At 71.3% G+C, this 20203-nt stretch carries 12 protein-coding genes; 9 read left to right on the forward strand and 3 right to left on the reverse strand.

Translation table 11 applies throughout. The annotated features are described in order from the left end of the window. The first annotated feature begins 38 nt into the window (after window positions 1-38). The 3 genes from JYK17_RS30285 (at window position 39) to JYK17_RS30295 (ending at window position 3512) form a co-directional block, all read left to right on the forward strand. The gene (locus JYK17_RS30285) at window positions 39-626 is read left to right on the forward strand and encodes a sigma-70 family RNA polymerase sigma factor (RefSeq protein ID WP_108013267.1); all 588 of its coding nucleotides are present in this window, start codon (window positions 39-41) and stop codon (window positions 624-626) included. 153 nt (window positions 627-779) lie between these two features. After that, window positions 780-2282, forward strand: a complete 1503-nt coding sequence (gene guaB / locus JYK17_RS30290; RefSeq protein WP_108013266.1) for an IMP dehydrogenase — start codon at window positions 780-782, stop codon at window positions 2280-2282. Window positions 2283-2387: 105 nt separating this feature from the next. Beyond that, window positions 2388-3512, forward strand: coding sequence for a GuaB3 family IMP dehydrogenase-related protein (locus JYK17_RS30295; RefSeq protein WP_108013265.1), 1125 nt, complete (start codon window positions 2388-2390; stop codon window positions 3510-3512). Between the two features lie 951 nt (window positions 3513-4463). Here the strand turns inward: JYK17_RS30295 and JYK17_RS30300 are convergent. After that, a complete protein-coding gene (locus tag JYK17_RS30300) occupies window positions 4464-5672 on the reverse strand; it encodes a nucleotide sugar dehydrogenase (protein WP_222811604.1) in 1209 nt (402 codons plus the stop codon). A 272-nt stretch (window positions 5673-5944) separates the two neighbouring features. On the opposite strand from JYK17_RS30300, the gene JYK17_RS30305 reads away from it, so the two are divergent. Continuing rightward, window positions 5945-7651, forward strand: a complete 1707-nt coding sequence (locus JYK17_RS30305; protein WP_108013263.1) for a glycerol-3-phosphate dehydrogenase/oxidase — start codon at window positions 5945-5947, stop codon at window positions 7649-7651. A 125-nt stretch (window positions 7652-7776) separates the two neighbouring features. Here the strand turns inward: JYK17_RS30305 and JYK17_RS30310 are convergent, their stop codons facing one another. Continuing rightward, window positions 7777-8829, reverse strand: coding sequence for a serine hydrolase domain-containing protein (locus JYK17_RS30310; protein ID WP_108013262.1), 1053 nt, complete (start codon window positions 8827-8829; stop codon window positions 7777-7779). Window positions 8830-8999: 170 nt separating this feature from the next. On the opposite strand from JYK17_RS30310, the gene JYK17_RS30315 reads away from it, so the two are divergent. The 3 genes from JYK17_RS30315 (at window position 9000) to JYK17_RS30325 (ending at window position 16140) form a co-directional block, all read left to right on the forward strand. Then, on the forward strand, window positions 9000-11255 hold the full coding sequence (locus JYK17_RS30315) for a serine/threonine-protein kinase (RefSeq protein WP_222811611.1): 2256 nt from the start codon (window positions 9000-9002) through the stop codon (window positions 11253-11255). Window positions 11256-11418: 163 nt separating this feature from the next. After that, window positions 11419-14331 carry a serine/threonine kinase C-terminal domain-containing protein gene (locus JYK17_RS30320; RefSeq protein ID WP_234547950.1) on the forward strand — a complete coding sequence of 971 codons (2913 nt, stop codon included), beginning with the start codon at window positions 11419-11421 and terminating at the stop codon, window positions 14329-14331. Between the two features lie 162 nt (window positions 14332-14493). After that, window positions 14494-16140 carry a serine/threonine-protein kinase gene (locus JYK17_RS30325; protein ID WP_128802713.1) on the forward strand — a complete coding sequence of 549 codons (1647 nt, stop codon included), beginning with the start codon at window positions 14494-14496 and terminating at the stop codon, window positions 16138-16140. 27 nt (window positions 16141-16167) lie between these two features. On the opposite strand, the gene JYK17_RS30330 is transcribed toward JYK17_RS30325, so the two are convergent. Then, a complete protein-coding gene (locus JYK17_RS30330; protein WP_222811606.1) occupies window positions 16168-16584 on the reverse strand; it encodes a hypothetical protein in 417 nt (138 codons plus the stop codon). Window positions 16585-16816: 232 nt separating this feature from the next. Between JYK17_RS30330 and JYK17_RS30335 the strand changes: the two genes are divergently transcribed. Next, the gene (locus JYK17_RS30335) at window positions 16817-18472 is read left to right on the forward strand and encodes a serine/threonine-protein kinase (RefSeq protein ID WP_222811607.1); all 1656 of its coding nucleotides are present in this window, start codon (window positions 16817-16819) and stop codon (window positions 18470-18472) included. Window positions 18473-18564: 92 nt separating this feature from the next. Next, complete coding sequence (locus JYK17_RS30340) at window positions 18565-20184, forward strand: serine/threonine-protein kinase (protein ID WP_128802715.1); 1620 nt, start codon at window positions 18565-18567, stop codon at window positions 20182-20184. The last annotated feature ends 19 nt before the right edge of the window (window positions 20185-20203 follow it).

The following is a 20203-nucleotide window of genomic DNA, read 5'->3' on the forward strand; positions in this document are numbered from 1 at the left end:
GTGCCACGGACCGCGCGGCCGCAAGGCACCATGGACCGATGCGCGAGGACGAGGCGGCCGGTGCCGCAGGGGCGATCGGAGCGCTCGTCCATCGCGCCGTCGACGGCGACGAGCAGGCGACGCACGACCTGCTCGCCCACGTCCACCCCCTGGCGCTGCGCTACTGCCGCACCCGTCTGTCCCGTCTGCCGGGCGACGCCCGGCACTTCGTGGAGGACCTCGCGCAGGAGGTCTGCGTAGCCGTCCTGCTCGCGTTGCCGCGCTACAAGGACACCGGGCGCCCCTTCGAGGCGTTCGTCTTCGCCATCGCCGCGCACAAGGTCGCGGACCTGCAGCGAGCGGCGATGCGCCACCCGGGGTCGACGGCCGTGCCCTCGGACGAGATGCCCGAGCGGCCCGACGACTCCCTCGGCCCCGAGGAGCGCGCACTGCTCAGCAGCGACGCCGAATGGGCCAAGAAACTCCTGGCCAACCTCCCCGAGAACCAGCGGGAACTGCTGCTGCTGCGCATCGCGGTGGGCCTCACCGCCGAGGAGACGGGCCAGATGTTGGGAATGTCACCCGGGGCGGTGCGCGTCGCACAGCACCGGGCGCTGAGCCGGCTCAGGGCGCTCGCGGAACAGTGACCGCTGTGCCGCGGCGCCTTGTTTGAACAGGCGCCTCGGCAATTCCGTACGAACATACGAAGCCCGGCCCTCCACGGAACTGTGGAATTTGAGAGGCGCGCTTCCCGTTAGCATGGACATCCGCACCGATCAAGGCCATTTGGGGAAGGTGTCATGACTGCGAACGTCGACGGAGTGCCCGGAAAATTCGCGACACTCGGGCTGACCTACGACGACGTGCTGCTGCTGCCGGGCGCATCCGAGGTGCTGCCCAACGCGGTCGACACCTCGTCCCGCATCTCCCGCAATGTCCGGGTCAACATCCCGCTGCTCTCCGCGGCGATGGACAAGGTGACCGAGTCCCGGATGGCGATCGCGATGGCCCGCCTCGGCGGCGTCGGCGTGCTGCACCGCAACCTCTCCGTCGAGGACCAGGTCAACCAGGTCGACCTGGTCAAGCGCTCCGAGTCCGGCATGGTCACCGACCCGATCACGGTGCACCCGGAGGCGACGCTCGCGGAGGCGGACGCCCTGTGCGCCAAGTTCCGCATCAGCGGCGTCCCCGTGACCGACCCGGTGGGCAAGCTGCTCGGCATCGTCACCAACCGCGACATGGCCTTCGAGACCGACCGCAGCCGCCAGGTGCGCGACGTCATGACGCCGATGCCGCTGGTCACCGGCAAGGTCGGCATCTCCGGCGTCGACGCCATCCAGCTGCTGCGCAAGCACAAGATCGAGAAGCTTCCGCTGGTCGACGACGCGGGCATCCTCAAGGGCCTGATCACCGTCAAGGACTTCGTCAAGGCGGAGAAGTACCCCAACGCCGCCAAGGACGCCGAGGGCCGGCTGCTCGTCGGCGCCGCGGTCGGCGCGAGCCCCGAGGCCCTGGAGCGCGCCCAGGCGCTCGCCGCCGCCGGCGTGGACTTCCTGGTCGTCGACACCTCGCACGGCCACAACAGCAACGCCCTGAGCTGGATGTCGAAGATCAAGTCGGGCGTGTCCGTCGACGTGATTGGCGGCAACGTCGCCACGCGGGACGGCGCCCAGGCGCTGATCGACGCCGGTGTCGACGGCATCAAGGTGGGTGTGGGCCCGGGCTCGATCTGCACCACGCGCGTGGTGGCCGGTATCGGCGTCCCGCAGGTCACCGCCATCTACGAGGCCTCCCTGGCCGCGCGCTCCGCGGGCATCCCGCTGATCGGCGACGGCGGTCTGCAGTACTCCGGCGACATCGGCAAGGCGCTGGCCGCCGGCGCCGACACGGTCATGCTGGGCAGCCTGCTCGCCGGCTGCGAGGAGTCGCCCGGCGAGCTGCTCTTCATCAACGGCAAGCAGTTCAAGTCGTACCGCGGCATGGGCTCGCTCGGCGCCATGCAGTCCCGTGGCCAGGCGAAGTCGTATTCCAAGGACCGCTACTTCCAGGCCGAGGTCGCCACCGACGACAAGCTCGTGCCCGAGGGCGTCGAGGGCCAGGTGCCCTACCGCGGCCCGCTGGCCAACGTCCTGCACCAGCTCGTCGGCGGACTGCGCCAGACCATGGGGTACGTGGGCGCGGCCACCATCGAGGAGATGGAGTCCAAGGGCCGCTTCGTGCGCATCACCTCCGCGGGCCTGAAGGAGAGCCACCCGCACGACATCCAGATGACGGTCGAGGCGCCGAACTACAGCAGGCAGTAGGCGCCAGGTCCTCGAGGGCGGCCCCGGGAGCATCCGGGGCCGCCCTTGTCGTACCCGTCGGCGATACTGGAGGACGCTGCAACGCATCAGGGAAAGGCCACAGACGTGACTGAGATCGAGATCGGGCGCGGCAAGCGCGGCCGCCGGGCGTACGCCTTCGACGACATCGCCGTCGTCCCCAGCCGCCGTACGCGAGACCCGAAGGAGGTCTCGATCGCCTGGCAGATCGACGCCTACCGCTTCGAGCTGCCGTTCCTGGCCGCCCCCATGGACTCGGTCGTCTCGCCGGCCACCGCGATCCGCATCGGCGAGCTCGGCGGCCTCGGCGTGCTCAACCTCGAAGGTCTGTGGACGAGGTACGAGGACCCGCAGCCGCTGCTCGACGAGATCGCCCAGCTGCCCGCCGAGTCCGCGAACCGGCGGCTGCAGGAGATCTACACGGCTCCCATCAAGGAGGAGCTGATCGGCCGGCGCATCAAGGAGGTCCGCGACTCCGGCGTGGTCACGGCGGCCGCGCTCTCCCCGCAGCGCACGGCGCAGTTCTCCAAGGCGGTCGTGGACGCGGGCGTGGACATCTTCGTCATCCGCGGCACGACGGTCTCCGCGGAGCACGTCTCGGGCTCGCACGAGCCGCTGAACCTCAAGCAGTTCATCTACGAGCTCGACGTCCCGGTCATCGTCGGCGGCTGCGCCACGTACACGGCGGCCCTCCACCTGATGCGCACGGGCGCCGCGGGCGTGCTCGTCGGCTTCGGCGGCGGCGCCGCGCACACCACGCGCAACGTCCTGGGCATCCAGGTCCCGATGGCGACGGCGGTCGCGGACGTGGCCGCGGCCCGCCGGGACTACATGGACGAGTCCGGCGGCCGCTATGTGCACGTGATCGCCGACGGCGGTGTGGGCTGGTCCGGCGACCTGCCGAAGGCGATCGCCTGCGGCGCGGACGCCGTGATGATGGGCTCGCCGCTGGCCCGCGCGACGGACGCGCCCGGGCGCGGCCACCACTGGGGCATGGAGGCCGTCAACGAGGAGCTGCCGCGCGGCAAGAAGGTCGACCTGGGCACGGTCGGCACGATCGAGGAGGTCCTCACCGGCCCCTCGCACATCCCCGACGGCTCCATGAACTTCTTCGGCGCCCTGCGCCGCGCGATGGCCACGACCGGCTACAGCGAGCTGAAGGAGTTCCAGCGGGTCGAGGTGACGGTGGCGGACTCACAGCACAAGCGGTAGGGCGTACGGCGTGAAGGGGGCCGGTCACCTGGTGGGGTGACCGGCCCCCTTCGTGTGTCTGGGGCGTGCGCGGGGCGCGTGGGGCGGCATGGGGGCGTGCAGTTGCGTTCACGGCGAATATCGGCTGGTCAGCCGGTGCGCGGGCGATAACGTCCGTGTCGGCGCCCCAGGTTGCTGGAGCGCCCCCTTCCAAGGACTTGTTCCGGACCCCGCTCCTCGGGGCCCGGCCCGATTCCGACGGACCGTCCACCGGGCATTGGGCGGCCTCGTGGAAGGGGGCGCCCATGGGACGTCACCGCAAGCCCACTCGCTGGGACGGGATCCGTCTTCGGATGGTGAAGTGCCGGAGGAGGTGGATCTTGCGGATTTTCGGATGGTGAGCGGCCGCCCCCACACAGCCTAGGGGCGGACACTCCGTGCACCATCCTGGAGCCTGCCGCAGTGCCATCTGCGGTGGGCTCCACTTTCTTTGTGGGCCGGTGAGCGGCCGCCCCCAAACAACCTAGGGGCGGACACTCCGTGCACCATCCTGGAGCCTGCCGCAGTGCCATCTGCGGTGGGCTCCACTTTCTTTGTGGGCCGGTGAGCGGCCGCCCCCAAACAACCTAGGGGCGGACACTCCGTGCACCATCCTGGAGCCTGCCGCAGTGCCACCTGCGGTGGGCTCCACTTTCATTGTGGGGCCGGTGAGCGGCCGCCCCTATAGACAGTAGGGGCGGACACCCGTGAACCGACCGGGAACTCATCGCAGTGCCCTCTGCGGTGGGTTTCACCCTTTGTGTGGGTTGGTGAGCGGCCGCCCCCAAACAACCTAGGGGCGGACACTCCGTGCACCATCCTGGAGCCTGCCGCAGTCCCACCTGCGGTGGGCTCCACCTGTGTCTGTAAGGTACCCGCGGCCCGTTACGCATGCCACCGGCGTCCGGGGCTTGTCCGTTCGCGCGCCCCCCTTCACAACCGATGCGCCGCCCCCGTGGGCGTGGCGCCGCGGGTGTCCAGCAGGAGCTGGGCCTTCACCGACAGGCCCTGCAGGTCGTACGTGCGGTGCTGCTGGAGCAGGATCGTGAGGTCGGCGTCGGCCGCGGCCTCGTAGAGGGAGTCGGCGCGGGGGACCGGGCGGTCGAGGACGTTCCAGGACGGGACGTGCGGGTCGTGGTAGCTGACGGAGGCACCGAGTTCCATCAGGCGGACGGCGATCTCCCGTGCTGGCGTGCCCTGTTGGTCGGCGAGGTCGGGCTTGTACGTGACGCCGAGGAGAAGGACACGGGCCGCCCGCGCCGACTTGCCGTGCTCGTTGAGCAGGGTGGCCGCGCGCCGGACGACGTAGCCGGGCATCTGGCTGTTGACCTGCTGTGCCAGCTCGACCATGCGCAGGGTGCGCCCGCCGTGCCCGGTCAGGTCCTGGGGGACGCCGTGGCCGCCGACGCCGGGTCCGGGGCGGAAGGCCTCGAAGCCGAACGGCTTGGTCTCGGCGCACCGGATGACGTCCCACAGGTCGACGCCCAGATCGTGGCAGAGGACGGCCATCTCGTTGACGAGCGCGATGTTGACGTGCCGGAAGTTGGTCTCCAGCAGTTGCACGGTCTCCGCCTCGCGCAGTCCACGCGCGCGTACCACCTTGTCCGTCAGGCGCCCGTAGAACGCCGCCGCCGACTCGGTGCAGGCGGAGGTGAGACCGCCGATCACCTTGGGGGTGTTGGCCGGGGTGAAGACGCGGTTGCCCGGATCGACCCGGCTGGGGGAGTACGCCAGGTGGAAATCGCGTCCCGCGCGCAGACCGGAGCCCTCTTCGAGCAGGGGGCGCAGGAACTCCTCCGTGGTGCCCGCGGGGACGGACGACTCCAGGATGACCGTGGTGTGCGGGCGCAGATGTGCGCCCAGGGTCCGGGCGGCGGCCGCCACCTGGGAGAGGTCGAGGCCGCCGTCCGCGCCGCGGTGGGTCGGCGCGCAGATGACCGCGGTGCGGACCCGGCCGAGCTCGGCGGGCGTGGTGGCGTGCCGGAAGCCCCCCGAGAGCATCCGGCGCAGTTCGGCGGGGCTGAGATCACCGGGTTCGGGACCGGTCCGGTAGCCGAGCGTGGAGATGCCGGCAGCGACGGCTGCCTGGGCCAGGGGCAGGCCGAACGGGCCGAGTCCGATGACGGCGAGATCTGCGGGCATGTCGTGGGCCGTCCTTCCCAGTAGCCGAAGCGGGACAGGTGCGCAAGCCCTGTGGACAGGACAGGTGAAGCGCAATGTCACACTAGGAGTAAATATGACCGTTCTGCGGTATTGGGCGGCCGTGTTTTCCGCCGGTCCTGGGAATGTTGTCCACAGGCTGGGGGCGAGTGGTGGCTGAAGCTGGGCAACCCGGTCAGAATTTGGGCATGGGGGATGGGAGACGGGCTTCGCCCGACGGGTGCGGCCGGCGCTATCTATAGCGGGAGGCAGCGGTGAGGACAGCGACACTGGGGCCGGCGCAGCGCGCCGAGGCACTGGCGGGAATGGCCGAGCGCGAGCTGGACGTGCTGGTCGTGGGCGGTGGAGTGGTCGGCGCGGGCACCGCCCTCGACGCCGTGACGCGCGGGTTGTCCACCGGCCTGGTCGAAGCACGGGACTGGGCCTCGGGCACCTCCAGCAGGTCCAGCAAACTGGTCCACGGCGGACTGCGCTATCTGGAGATGCTCGACTTCGCGCTCGTCAGGGAGGCGCTGAAGGAGCGCGGCCTGCTCCTGGAGCGGCTCGCCCCGCACCTGGTGAAGCCGGTGCCGTTCCTGTACCCGCTGCAGCACCAGGGCTGGGAGCGGCTGTACGCCGGATCGGGCGTCGCGCTCTACGACGCCATGTCGATGGCGCGCGGACACGGCCGCGGCCTGCCGATGCACCGTCACCTGACCCGCCGCCACGCCCTGCGCGTGGCACCGGCGTTGAGGAAGGACGCCCTGGTCGGGGCGCTGCAGTACTACGACGCCCAGATGGACGACGCCCGCTATGTGGCCACACTGGTGCGCACGGCCGCGTCCTACGGTGCGAAGGCCGCCAACCGCGCCCGCGTGGCCGGCTTCCTGCGCGAGGGCGAGCGAGTCGTCGGCGCACGCGTGCAGGACGTCGAGGCGGGCGGGGAGTACGAGATCCACGCGAAGCAGATCGTCAACGCGACGGGTGTGTGGACCGACGACACCCAGGCCATGGTGGGCGAGCGCGGGCAGTTCCACGTCCGCGCCTCCAAGGGCATCCATCTGGTCGTGCCGAAGGACCGCATCAACTCCTCGTCCGGGCTGATTTTGCGCACGGAGAAGTCCGTGCTGTTCGTCATCCCCTGGGGGCGGCACTGGATCGTCGGCACCACCGACACCGACTGGGACCTCGACAAGGCGCATCCCGCCGCCTCCAGCGCGGACATCGACTATCTGCTGGAGCATGTGAACTCCGTGCTCGCGGTGCCGCTGACCCGGGACGACGTACAGGGCGTGTACGCAGGGCTCCGCCCGCTGCTGGCCGGCGAGTCGGACGCCACCAGCAAGCTGTCGCGCGAGCACACCGTGGCGCATCCTGCGCCCGGTCTGGTGGTCGTCGCGGGCGGCAAGTACACGACGTACCGGGTGATGGCCAAGGACGCGGTGGACGAGGCGGTGCACGGGCTCGACATGCGGGTCGCCGAGTGCGTCACGGAGGACGTGCCGCTGCTGGGCGCGGAGGGCTATCGCGCGCTGTGGAACGCGCGAGCACGGATCGCGGCACGCACCGGCCTGCACGTGGTGCGCGTCGAACATCTGCTGAATCGCTACGGCGCGATGGCGGAGGAGGTGCTCGACCTGGTGGCGGCCGACCAGTCCCTCGGCGAGCCGCTGCAGGCCGCCGACGACTATCTGCGCGCCGAGGTGGTGTACGCCGCCTCGCACGAGGGCGCCCGGCACCTGGACGACGTGCTGACCCGGCGCACCCGCATCTCCATCGAGACCTTCGACCGCGGCACGCGCAGCGCCCGGGAGGCGGCCGAGCTGATGGCGCCGGTGCTCGGCTGGGACAAGGACCAGATCGAGCGCGAGGTCGAGCACTACGAGAAGCGGGTGGAGGCCGAGCGGGAGTCGCAGCGGCAGCCCGACGACCTGACGGCGGACGCGGCGCGGCTGGGGGCGCCGGACATCGTGCCGCTGTAGGGGCTGCAGGGGCTCCATGGGACCTCGGTGAGCGGAATCCGGGGCTGGGGACGCCGGTCGGTGCTGACGGCACATCACTCGAACGAGTGTCGTGAACCGGGATCTTCGTTCGGGACCGGGTCGTTCTACAGGATGCGAGGGCAGAACTCGGCGTCGAGCAGCCGTGGTTCGAGGCTGGGATCTGCGATCGCGTCCGTGTTCACCCGGAAGGTGAGGACACGCCGGCCGTCCATGGTGGCTGCGGTGCGCACGTAGCTGCCGGTGATGCGCCCGTTGTGTCCCCACACCGTGACGCCGCACGGCAGCCTCACGGGAAACAGGCCCATGCCGTACGAGCCGTGTGCGGTGCGGGTGTCGAGCATCTCGCGCAGCCAGCGCGGGGGCAGCAGTTCGCCGTCGAGCAGGGCCGCGTAGAAGCGGTCCAGGTCGGCGAGCGTGGTCACCAGCTCACCCGCGGCGCCGGCCACCCGCGGGTCGAGCCGGGTGACGTCGGTCCCGTTCGCCGTGTAGGCGCGGCCGTGCGGGGAGGGCAGAGCGGTGCGGGAGCCAGGGAAGGAGGTGCCCGTCAGACCCAGTGGAGCGATGATGCGGTCTTCGGCCTCGGTGGCGTAGGAGTGCCCGGTGACCTGTCGGACGACCAGGCCGAGCAGGACGTAGTTGGTGTTCGAGTAGGAGTAGCGGCCGCGCAGGGCCGGGGGGTGGGTGAGTGCGATGTGTACGGCCTGAAGGGGGGTGAGAGGGACGGCGCCCTTGGTGTCCGCGGTGAAGTCGTACAGACCGCTGGTGTGGGTGAGCAGGGAGCGCAGAGTCAGTGCACGGCCGTCGTTGCCCGCCCCGCGCACCAGGCCGGGCAGGTGCTGCTCGACGGTGTCGGACAGGGACAGCCGTTGCTGCGCGGCGAGTTGAAGGATCACCGTGGCGACGAACGTCTTGGTGATGCTGCCGGCACGGAAGTGGTCGGCGCGGGCGATGCCACGGCCCGCCCGGGCGTAGTGGCTGCCGTACCGCCCGCTCGCCAGGAGCGCCGCGGCGGGGGCTCCCCCCTGGGTGACCAGCAGCGGGAGGATCGCGTCCGTCGCCGGTGCCGTACCCGGACGGGGTGCCGGGGAGGCGCTCGGGGCCAGGGCGAGCAGCGCGAGGGACACAGGTACGGCGAGTAGTGTCCGAAGCGGTGCCATCGCGGGCCTCCCTTGTCACGGCCCATCATGCCGGGCGGCGAATTGCCCGGTTCAGGGGGGCCTCGGGGGCGCAAATACCCCGTACGGCACCAGGCGCACCCTGGGCGTCGGGCACTTGTCGAGTGAGAGACAATGGAGGCTCTGTCAGGGCGGGTTGTATGAGGGGACGCATGTCGGAGGCGGAGCGGGCGGGGACATCCCGTCAGGACACTCGTCAGGACAACCGGGAGCGTCTACTCGCCGGGCGGTACCGGCTGGGGAAGGTGCTCGGCCGCGGCGGCATGGGCACGGTGTGGCGGGCCGAGGACGAAACCCTGGGCCGGACGGTCGCGGTCAAGGAACTGCGGTTCCCGTCGAACATCGACGAGGACGAGAAGCGGCGGCTGATCACACGGACGCTGCGCGAGGCCAAGGCGATCGCGCGGATCCGCAACAACAGCGCGGTGACGGTCTTCGACGTGGTCGAGGAGGACGACCGGCCGTGGATCGTGATGGAGCTCGTCGAGGGCAAGTCGCTCGCCGAGGTCATCCGGGAGGACGGTCTGCTGGAGCCGAAGCGGGCCGCCGAGGTCGGCCTCGCGATCCTCGACGTGCTGCGCTCGGCGCATCGCGAGGGCATCCTGCACCGTGATGTGAAGCCCTCCAACGTCCTGCTGGAGTCGGAGACCGACCGGGTCGTGCTGACCGACTTCGGTATCGCCCAGGTCGAGGGCGACCCGTCCATCACCTCGACCGGCATGCTCGTCGGCGCCCCCTCCTACATCTCGCCCGAGCGGGCCCGCGGGCACAAGCCCGGCCCGGCGGCCGACCTGTGGTCGCTCGGCGGACTGCTGTACGCGGCGGTCGAGGGCGCCCCGCCCTACGACAAGGGCTCCGCCATAGCGACGCTGACCGCGGTGATGACCGAGCCGCTGGAGGAGCCGAAGAACGCGGGCCCGCTCAAGGACGTCATCTACGGCCTGCTGACCAAGGATCCGGCCAACCGGCTGGACGACGCGGGTGCGCGGGCCATGCTCAACGCGGTGATCCACGCGCCCGAGCCGAAGGCGGCCGAACCGGAGCCGCCGCTCGACGCGACCAGGGTCGTGCCGCTGCCGGGGCAGCCCGAAGGACCAGGGGGCAGGCGGAGCCCCGGCGGTTCGGGTGGCTCGGGCGGTTCGGGTGGCAAGCGGGGCGAGGAAGCGGCGGAGAAGCTGCGCGGGGCGCTGCGTTCCATGCGCAAGGCTGCCGCGGCGGCGGGAGCGGCGGCCGGTACGGCGGCTGCGACGCGCGCCAAGTCCCTTGGTGGTGGGGCGGGTTCGGGAGCCGACGGCACCAAGTCCGCCCGGACGAGCGGGACGCCTGGTACGACCGGGGCGGCTGGTCCGGCCGGGGTGCCGGGTGCGGTTGGAGCTGCCGGAGCCGAGGCTCCCTCGGCCCCGGCGTCCCCCTCCAGGACGCCGTCGGTGCCGGCGCAGTCCGGCAAGGGAGCTGGCAAGGGCGCGGGCAAGGGCGCTTCGGGTGCCGCAGCCTCGACCGGGGCCTCGGCCTCGGCCGCTTCCGGCACGGCGGGAGGGGCGGGCTCGGCGGGTCCGGAGCGCGGGGCGTCGGGGGCCAACGCGCAGTCCGGCGGGCGGAGTTCGGGGTGGCCGGTCGTGCCGCCGCCGGATCTGCCGCCGCGGCCGGTGCCCAGGGCGCCGCTCACCGACGTGGTGCCGAAGCGGACGCTGGTGATCATCGCGGTGGTGGTCGTGCTCGCCGTGCTCGGAACCGTGCTGGCACTGACGCTCGGCGGTGACGACGACAAGGGCTCCGACGGCGCGAAGAGCGGCGGCGGGAAGGTCGCCGCGAGCGCGTCCGCCAGTGCCGACACCAAGGAGGACACGGGCGGCGGGACCCGTAAGGGCGGGGACGCCTCGCAGTCCGACGAGGCATCGACGTCGAACAACACGCCCAGCAACGGGCCGACGGCGACCGGCGGGAGCGGGGCGGGCGACTCGTCCGGCGGCGGCAGCGCCGTGGCGTCGACGCACAAGGGGAGCCAGGGCTACTCGATCGGGCTGCCCAAGGGGTGGAAGTACCAGTCGACGGGCGCCGCGGGGGACCGGTTCACCGGACCCGACGGGCAGAAGCTGCTGATCGCCTGGACGTCCACGCCCAAGAGCGACCCGGTGGCGGACTGGAAGAACCAGGAGCGCTACATGGTGCGCTCGCAGTACCAGAAGATCCGCATAGAGAAGGTGGGCTTCCGCGGCTGGAACGCGGCCGACTGGGAATTCACCTACAGCGACGGCGGGACGAAGTACCGGACGATAGACCGGGGATTCGTTGTCAACGGGCATCTTGGATATGCGCTGATGTACACGGCGAAAGCCGCGAATTGGGACAGCGATCTGCGTAGGGACACCTGGAAAACGCTCGCGAGGACGTTCGAACCCAAGTCGTGATGTGACTGGTCCCGGGTTTCGGCCGTGAGATCCGGCATCCCGCTTTGCGGGTTGCCTCCGGCACGTATCGTGAGTGCTTGCGGACCGTACGCATCCGGGTATGTGTTCGGAACGGAGCACAGGGCGAGCGGAATTGACCAGCCGGGCGGCCGGGGGAGGCAACGTGGACGACTATGCGGGCCGGGTGCTTGCCGACCGCTACCGCCTGCCGCTGCCGCCCGCCGACGAGTACGAACTGACCGACACCCGGGCCTTCGACACCTACAGCGGGCAGGAAGTCCTGGTCAGGCAGGTGCCGTTGCCCGAAGTCGTCGAGGCCGAGGTGCTCGACGCGGAGGGGCTGCCCGACGGTTTCACGGCGCGTGACCGGGGAGCCAGGTCCGGCACGCGCGCCGGGGCGCGAAGGCCCACCGATCCCGCCGTACTGCGCGCGGTGGAGGCCGCGCAGGCCGCGGCGCGCATCCCCGACCACCCACGGCTCGACCAGGTCTTCGACGTGTTCGCCGAGGGCGGTTCGCTGTGGATCGTGAGCGAACTGGTGGAGGCACGGCCGCTGGCGGCGCTGCTCGCCGAGAAGCCGCTGACGCCGTACCGCGCCGCCGAGGTGGCCTCCGACGTCCTCATGGCCCTGCGCGTGCTGCACGCCCACGGCTGGGTGCACCGGAACATCACGGCCCGCACGGTGCTCGTCTGCGACGACGGACGGGTGATGCTGACCGGCCTCGCGGTCGGCGCGGCGGAGGAGGCGCTGTGCGGTTACGACCCGGTGCCGGCTCCGGAGAGTGATGACGAGTACGGCCGGGACGGTGGGGGCGGTTTAGGAGCTGCAGGCGGGTCGCTCGACGGCGCGGGGTTGCCCGAGGGCCCTGGGCTGCCCGGTGCGCGGTCTGCTCAGAGCGCGCAGGGTTCGCAGAGTCCTCAGGGTGTTCACGGGGCTCACGTTGCTAAGAGCGGTCTTCTTGACGTCGACGTCGATCCCGAGGCCGCTCGGCGGGCCGCCATCGGGGCTCGGGCCGCCGGAGGACTGCTGCCTGCCGGGACGGACGCGGCCCACGGCTCTGGGGCGTCAAGTGCCCGTGCGCCCAAGGCACTTGAGAGCGGCGGGGACATCCGGGCCGCGCGGGCGGGGGCGATCGCCGCGTACCGGGCGGGCGCGCGGGCCGCCGCCAGGGTGCAGGAGGCGCAGCAGAACGGGCGGGCGGCACTGCCCGGAGCGCTTCCCGGCGCCCGTTCCGCACCCGAGGACGGTTCCGGGGCGCAGCCCAACGGCGGGGCGCAGACGCAGACTTCGGGCGACGGTACGCAGCACGCCTCCACGACGCCCGGTCAGATAGCCGACCCGTACGGCGTGAATGCCACCCCTTGGCACGGCGCCGCACCTCGGACCGGGGCCGGCGGGCCCCCGTCGACCGGCGCCAACGGAGCGTCCGGCCTCGCGGGAGGTCAGGGCGACCAGGGCGGTGAGGGCAGTCAGGCCGGTCAGGGCAGTCAGGGCGGGCGCACGGCGCTGCCTCCTGGCGGCACGGGCAACGGCGGCGGTGGCTACGGCGCCCCCTCGGCGCCCGGCGCCCCGGCCCCCGGCCTGAACACGGCGCCCCCCGCGGGAGTTCCGGCGCCCTCCCCCGGCAACCACACTCACGGCGGCCCCGCCCTGCCCGGGCCCGGCCCCGGTTCCGCCCCCGCACCCCTCCCGCCGGGCGCGACACCGCCCAGTCGCTGGGACGACCTCGTCGCCGGAACCCCCGGGACACCCGGAATTCCAGTCACCCCCGGCACCCCCGGCGTTCCCGGCGCCCCCACCCGCGGCCCCGCCACGCCGCTCGCCGCCGAGCGGGCGCGGCAGGCGCGGATGGCCGTCGTGGGGCCCGTGACGGAGCGGTGGGCGCCGGAGCAGGCCGGACCGGTGCACGAGAACTGGCAGTTGGCGCCGCCGATCGGACCTGCGACCGACCTGTGGGCGCTCGGCGCCCTGCTCTTCAGGGCCGTACAGGGACATGCGCCCTACCCGGAGGAGTCGACGGCCGAGCTGGTGCAGATGGTGTGTGCCGAGCCACCCGCCTTCGCCGAGGAGTGCGGGCCGCTGCGGCCGGTCGTGGAGTCCCTGCTGCGTCAGGACCCCACCGAGCGGCTGGACTTCGAGGAGCTGCGCGGCTGGCTGCGTTCGCTCGTGCGGTCCGCGCCCGAGCCCGATGCCGGTGCGCATGTCATAGCGGCACCGCCGGCCGACACCAGCCGGCTGCCGGTGGTGCGGCGGCGCGGCGAGCTGGTGCGCAGGCGGCGCGCCGGACTCCCCGCGACCAGCCCGCACGGACGGCACAAGCGGGCCAAGAAGGAGGCGAAGTCACCGCACAGACTCGGCCGCACCCTGCTGTTGCTGGTGCTGCTCCTGCTGGCCGCCGCGATCGCCTACGCCGTGCTCTTCATGCCGAAGTCCGGTGAGGACGGGGCGGCGGGCAGCGACCGTACCGGCAGCGCGGGCCAGGCGGGGCCGGTCCCCACGCAGTCGCACCGGGACGCGAGCAGCGCGCCGCGCCCCGACCAGACCTCGCCGAAGTCCGAGGACAGCCCGAGTTCCTCCAAGTCGGCCGGGGCGACGCAGAGTCAGACCACCGGGCCCGACGTCGCCGCCGGCTTCACCCTGCGCAAGGACCCGGAGGGCTTCGAGATCGCCGTGGCCAAGGGCTGGTCGCGTGCGGGCAAGAACGCGTGGAACCAAGTGGTCTACTCGCACGGCGACTTCGAGCTCGTCGTCGTGAAGGGACGCGACGGCGCGGTCACCTACGGCAGCGATCCGATGGCGTACCAGCGGGACACGGAGCACGAGTTGCAGCCGTACCGCAGCTCCAGCTGGGCCACGGCGACCGGGCTGCGCACCGTCACCGTGGGCACCCGAACCATGGCCGAGGGGCAGTTCACCTGGACCGACGACGGCGGACACGACCTGTATGTGCGCAACTTGGCGATGCTCATCGACGGGCGGTACCACATCGTGCAGGTGCGCGGGCCGGAGTCGCAGCGCGACGAGGTGACGAAACTGTACGAGCAGGCGTCCAAGACGTATCAAGTGACCGGCTGAAGCCATTTGTGACGGCTCGGTGAACGGCACAGATGGTTGCGCCATACGCAAAGAAGCGACAACCGTCACAGTGCGGTCTCCATGGCACCCCGCCGGTTCCCTGTTCGCGGGCTGGTCCTTAGTCTGACCCTGTCAAGAGCATTGCGGGGCAACGTGAATCAGATGCAGGGCCAGCTTGTCGCGGGCCGCTACCGGCTCGCCGACTCGATCGGCAGCGGCGGCATGGGCCGCGTGTGGCGGGCGCACGACGAGGTGCTGCACCGGGCCGTCGCGATCAAGGAGTTGACCGCCGCGCTCTATGTGTCCGAGAGCGACCAGGAGCGGTTGCTGGCGCGCACTCGGGCGGAGGCGCGCGCCGCCGCGCGCATCAACCACTCCGCGGTCGTCACCGTCCACGACGTGCTGGAGCACGACGGCCGTCCGTGGATCGTGATGGAGTTGGTCGAGGGGTTCTCCCTGGCCGACGCGGTCAAGGAGCGCGGGCGGGTCGAGACGGCCGAGGCCGCGCGCATCGGACTGTGGGTGCTGCGGGCGCTGCGCGCCGCGCACGCCGCCGGTGTACTGCACCGCGATGTGAAGCCCGGCAACGTGCTCATCGGCCATGACGGGCGCGTGCTGCTCACCGACTTCGGCATCGCCCAGATCGAGGGCGACACGACCATCACCCGCACCGGCGAGGTGGTCGGCTCGGTCGACTATCTCGCCCCCGAGCGCGTGCGCGGCCACGACCCGGGCCCCGCCTCCGACCTGTGGGCGCTCGGCGCCACGCTCTACACCGCGGTGGAGGGCAGGTCGCCGTTCCGCCGCACCTCGCCCCTGTCGACGATGCAGGCGGTCGTCGAGGAGAACGCGGCCGAGCCGCAGTACGCGGGACCGCTCGGGCCCGTCATGGCCGCGCTGCTGCACAAGGATCCCGCGGCACGGCCGAGCGCGGTCGACGCCGAGCAGATGCTCGCCGAGGTGGCGGAGGGGCGGCGGGCGAACGCCGCGCAGGCGTATGTGCCCACGCAGCATGTGGCCGCCCCGTACGAGACGACCGCCCACACCGGGTTGCAGCAGGGCTCCTCGACGCCGTATCCACCGGTGACGGCGCCCACGCCGGTCGGACCGGCCGGGCTGCCCACAGGGCCCACGGGCCCCACGGGCCCCATGCCCGTGCCCAAGCGCCGCAGGCTGCGCACCGTCGCGCTCACGCTCGTCCTGGCCGCGATCGTCGGCGCGGGCGCCGTGGTGGCGTGGCAGCAGTACGACAAGGGGCGACAGGGCGGCGACTCCTCCGCCTCACAGAGCCCGGGGCCGACGAGCACACCGACCAAAGGTTCCGACGGCACTGTTCCCGCCAACTGGGAGCGGCGCAACGACCCCGTGGGCTTCAGCATCTCCCTGCCCAAGGGGTGGAAGCGGTCCGTCTCCATCGACCAGGACGGCCTCAGGCAGGTCGACTACTCGCCCGACCACGGCAAGCATCTCGTGCGGGTCGCTGTCGACACCGCACCTGACTTCAGCACCTCGTACGAACACATGAGCGACCTGGAGCAACGGATCTCAGCGCGGCTTCAGGACTACAAGCGGTTGAGCCTCAAGGAGGAGCTTTTCCGCGACCTGCCGGGCTCCCGTTGGCAGTACACGTGGAACGCCCTGGCAAAGGACGGGCCGCACTACTTCCCGGGCCCCTACCGTGCGATCGACGTCGGATACGTGAACAGCGCCGGCACCGAGTACGCCATCTACGAGGCCTCGCCGAACGACGACTGGGCTGCCACCAGAAAGCAGTTCGACGTGATCCTGCGGGGCTTCCAGGAGGGCTGACCCGAGTCGGGTTGCCGTGCGGGGGGCTCAGGCGGCGTAGTCGGTGCAGTCACGGACTATCTTGCTCCCTTCGATAACGGCCACCTGTGCGCCGATGTAGTCGAGACGATCGCCCGAGGGCGACGCGTAAGTGCTGAAGCTGTTGGTGGCCCCGAGTCCGTCGTACTCGGAATGCCAGGGCCACTCCGTTACCCATCCGGTGGTGTCGTCTATGGAAACGAGGCGAATGGCCACGTGGTGACCATCGGCAGCGTTGTCCTTTACCCAACCGCTGATGTCCACATGGTGGCTCGACCAGTTGGTGAACGTGAGACTGCCGGAGGCGCCGGTCACCGAGCACGCGGCAGCGCCACTCGCCGCGCTGGCATCGGTCAAGGTGGTCGTGGCGAATATCGCCGCCGCCGCGAAGCTTGTGACGCAAAGGCGCTTCAATGTGTTTCCCATAAGAGAAAAGTAAGGTTTTCATGATCCATGCAACAGCATGATTTTCGGCCGAACCGTTTAGTTTCTACATGGTGTATATATCTCGATTATTCATCCTGCTTTGCATCTACTTGAAACCGGTCGTGGCCGAAAATGATCGCCGAGAGTCCACCTTCGGTACTCCCGAGGCGGCCGGATACTTGGCCGGTCGGTGCTCCGGAGGGCGTCCGTCCGGTGGTGCATGATGGGGCGCATGGGGACCGAGGGGGAGAACGTCCGTGTCATTGCGGGCCGTTACCGGCTCGAGGCGCGGGTCGGCCGCGGCGGTATGGGTGTGGTCTGGCGGGCGACCGACCAACTGCTCGGCCGGCAGGTGGCGGTCAAGGAGATACCCCTCGACCTCGACGAGACGCTCTCCCCGCAGGAGGCCGAACGGCAGCGCGACCGCACGCTGCGCGAGGCCCGTGCCGTGGCCCAGTTGCGCCACCCGCACATCATCGTCGTCCACGACGTGGTGGAGCACGACGAACGCCCCTATCTGGTCATGGAGTTGATCGACGGCGGCTCCCTAGCCGAACGGGTCGCCACCCGGGGACCGGTGGACGCCGCCGAGGCCACCCGGATCGGCATCGACCTGCTGAGCGCGCTGCGCACGGCGCACGCGGCCGGAGTCCTGCACCGCGACATCAAACCCGCCAACGTCCTGCTGGAGTCCGGCTCGAACCGGGTCGTGCTCACCGACTTCGGCATCGCCCAGGTCGCGGGCGCCACCACGCTCACCGAGACCGGCTCCTTCGTCGGCTCGCCCGAGTACACCGCGCCCGAGCGGATGTCCGGGGCCCGGACCGGCCCGGAGTCCGACCTGTGGTCGGTGGGCGCGCTGTTGTGCACCGTGCTGAGCGGTGAATCGCCCTTTCGGCGCGACTCGTTGGGCGGCATCCTGCACGCGGTCGTCTTCGACGAGATACGGCCGCCCCCGCAGGCCGAGCCCCTGCTGCCCGTCGTGCGGGGCCTGCTGGAGCGCGACCCGGACCGGCGGCTGGACGCGGACCAGGCGGAGCGGATGCTGCGCGCGTACCGCAGCACGGGCCGTATGCCGGAGCCCGTGCGCACCCCGACCCAGCTGGACGTGCCCCGTCCGCCCGCACCCGCTCCGGCACCCTCGCCCGCACCGCCGCCCGGCGCCGAGCCCCGGCGCTCCACCCGCGGCATGCTGGTGGCCGCACTGCTGGTGGCCGCGATGGCCGGCGCGGGCATCTCGGCGGCGGCGCTGCTGATGCACGGGGGCGGCGACGGCGGCGGCACACCGTCGAGTTCGGGACCCGGTACGTCGGTGAGCGCGTCCCCCTCACCCAGCGCCTCCGACCGCTCGCCCGGCAGCTCCCCGAGCGCTGCAAGTGCAACCCCGTCTCCCGGCTCCGTAGGCGCGACCCCGTCCCCCGGCGCCACCGATCCCCGGCTCCCCTCCGCCCCGTCCGGCTACCGCGTCGCCGACGACCCGGCCGGGTTCTCCCTCGCCGTCCCCGAGGGCTTCGACCGCAGGCCCCAGGGGGTGCGGATCTTCTACGAGTCGCCGGGCCAGACCTTCCGCCTGGGCATCAAGGCCGCCGATCCCGAGGCCGGCGGCCCGCTCGCGGTGATGCGGAGGTCGGCCGCCAAAGGCCCCGACACGAACCCCGGCTACCGCGACGGCCGGGTCACCTCGACCACGCGGCACGGCCACCCCGCCGCCCTGTGGGAGTTCACCTGGAACGGCTTCACCGCCGCGGAGGGCCCCCGGCACACCTACGACCTGTGCTGGGAGGAGGGCGGGCGGATGTACGACGTGTGGGTGTCGGCGCCCGTGGGGAAGGTGCGGGAGGCCAAGGAGTACTTCGACGTCGCGATCGACACCTTCGTACGGGCATAAAAGGGAGATAAGTGGCAGTCTGCGTCACGGGTCTGTGACCGGAAAGCATTCCCGGTGGATACGGGAGCGCCCGACGCGATATGGATGGATCCATGAGCAACAACGGGGGCACCGGTCGCGAGGCCGACGAGACGACGAGTTTTGTTCTGCAACCGCCGAACCGCGCCGACGCGCACCCGGCGCCCACGCAGGTCGTCCCGTCGCAGACGCAGCCCGCGCAGGAGCCGGGCGCCGGACGGCTCATCGCCGGACGGTACCGGCTGCTCGCCAAGCTCGGGCACGGCGGCATGGGCACCGTGTGGCGGGCCAAGGACGAGACCGTCGATCGCGAAGTCGCCGTCAAGGAGCCGCGCGTCCCGGACCACCTTCCCGATCGCGAACGCGCCAACGCCTTCGAGCGGATGCGCCGCGAGGCACGTGCCGCGGCCCGTCTCGACCACCCGGCCGTGGTCAACGTCCATGACGTGGCGGTCGTCGACGGCCAGCCGTGGATCGTCATGGAGCTGGTGCACGGCCGTTCGCTCGGCAGCGCCCTGCAGGAGGGCACGCTGGACGCGCGCGAGGCCGCCAGGATCGGCCTTGAGGTGCTCGGTGCGCTGGAGGCCGCGCACGCGGCAGGCATCCTGCACCGTGACGTCAAGCCGGACAATGTGCTCCTCGGCCGCCATGACCGCGTCGTCCTCACCGACTTCGGCATCGCCCAGATCGAGGGCGAGACCAATCTGACGGACACGGGCGGCTTCGTCGGTTCGCCCGAGTACATCGCCCCGGAGCGGGTGCTGGGCCAGCGCCCCGGCCCGGCCTCCGACCTGTGGTCCCTGGGCGTGGTCCTCTACGCCGCCACCGAGGGCGTCTCGCCGTTCCGCCGCAGCAACACGCCGGCCACGCTCCAGTCGGTCCTCAACGCCACGCCCGCACCGCCCGCTTCGGCGTCGGGACCGCTGGCCCAGCTGATCACGGGGCTGCTGGACAAGGACCCGCTCAGGCGCCCGACCGCCGCCCAGACCCGTGCGCTGCTGTTTCAGGCCGCGAACCCGCCGGCCCCCGTGGCCACCGCGCCGACGCAGCAGGTGCAGATCGTCACCCGGGGGATCCGGCTCGGGCGCAAGACGCTGCTCGGCATCGGCGCGGGTGTCGTCGCCGCGGCGGTGGCGGCGTACCTGGTCCTCGCGGATCCGTTCGCGGGGCCGCTCCCGGACGGCTGGAAGAAGCAGGCCAGCCCTCGGCTGGGTGTGACGCTCGGGGTGCCCGCGGCGTACGTGGCGAACCATCCGGGCAAGGACGACACCGACAAGAACTGGGTGACGTACATCGACCCGAGCGGCGCCATCTGGGTCGGCGTGAACCTCTCCAGGAAGTCCGACGACTCCCTCAACGACATCAAGAACTCCGCGGCCTCCCAGATGTACGCCGACAACGAGCGTTTCAAGAGCGACGGCGACTACGACCTCGACATGCCCGAGCGGCCCACAACGAAGACGAACGGCAACCTCACCTACAAGGGCAAGCCCGCGGCCGAGAACACCGTCGTCTACACAACCGACGACAGCCAGAACCCGCGCCCCCGCGAGTTGCAGATCTGGTACTACCGGACCAAGGCCGGCGACATGTACAAGGTGACCGTCAGCTACCCGGGCAAGGGCGACTTCACGGCCCGCGGGCGCGACGTGGCGAAGACGGCGCTCGCCAACATCGACATCACCAAGCCCTGAGGCATCACCAAGCGCTGAC

Source organism: Streptomyces plumbidurans, from assembly GCF_019857225.1.
Classification (GTDB): Bacteria; Actinomycetota; Actinomycetes; order Streptomycetales; family Streptomycetaceae; genus Streptomyces; species Streptomyces plumbidurans.

Bases quoted from the DNA above. Each gene is read 5' to 3' on its own strand.
- JYK17_RS30310 (WP_108013262.1), bottom strand. From the start codon at position 8,829: ATGGCACCGCTTCGGACACTACTCGCCGTACCTGTGTCCCTCGCGCTG.
- JYK17_RS30300 (WP_222811604.1), bottom strand. From the start codon at position 5,672: ATGCCCGCAGATCTCGCCGTCATCGGACTCGGCCCGTTCGGCCTGCCC.
- JYK17_RS30325 (WP_128802713.1), top strand. From the start codon at position 14,494: ATGCAGGGCCAGCTTGTCGCGGGCCGCTACCGGCTCGCCGACTCGATC.
- JYK17_RS30285 (WP_108013267.1), top strand. From the start codon at position 39: ATGCGCGAGGACGAGGCGGCCGGTGCCGCAGGGGCGATCGGAGCGCTC.
- JYK17_RS30330 (WP_222811606.1), bottom strand. From the start codon at position 16,584: ATGGGAAACACATTGAAGCGCCTTTGCGTCACAAGCTTCGCGGCGGCG.
- JYK17_RS30340 (WP_128802715.1), top strand. From the start codon at position 18,565: ATGAGCAACAACGGGGGCACCGGTCGCGAGGCCGACGAGACGACGAGT.
- JYK17_RS30315 (WP_222811611.1), top strand. From the start codon at position 9,000: ATGTCGGAGGCGGAGCGGGCGGGGACATCCCGTCAGGACACTCGTCAG.
- JYK17_RS30335 (WP_222811607.1), top strand. From the start codon at position 16,817: ATGGGGACCGAGGGGGAGAACGTCCGTGTCATTGCGGGCCGTTACCGG.
- guaB (WP_108013266.1), top strand. From the start codon at position 780: ATGACTGCGAACGTCGACGGAGTGCCCGGAAAATTCGCGACACTCGGG.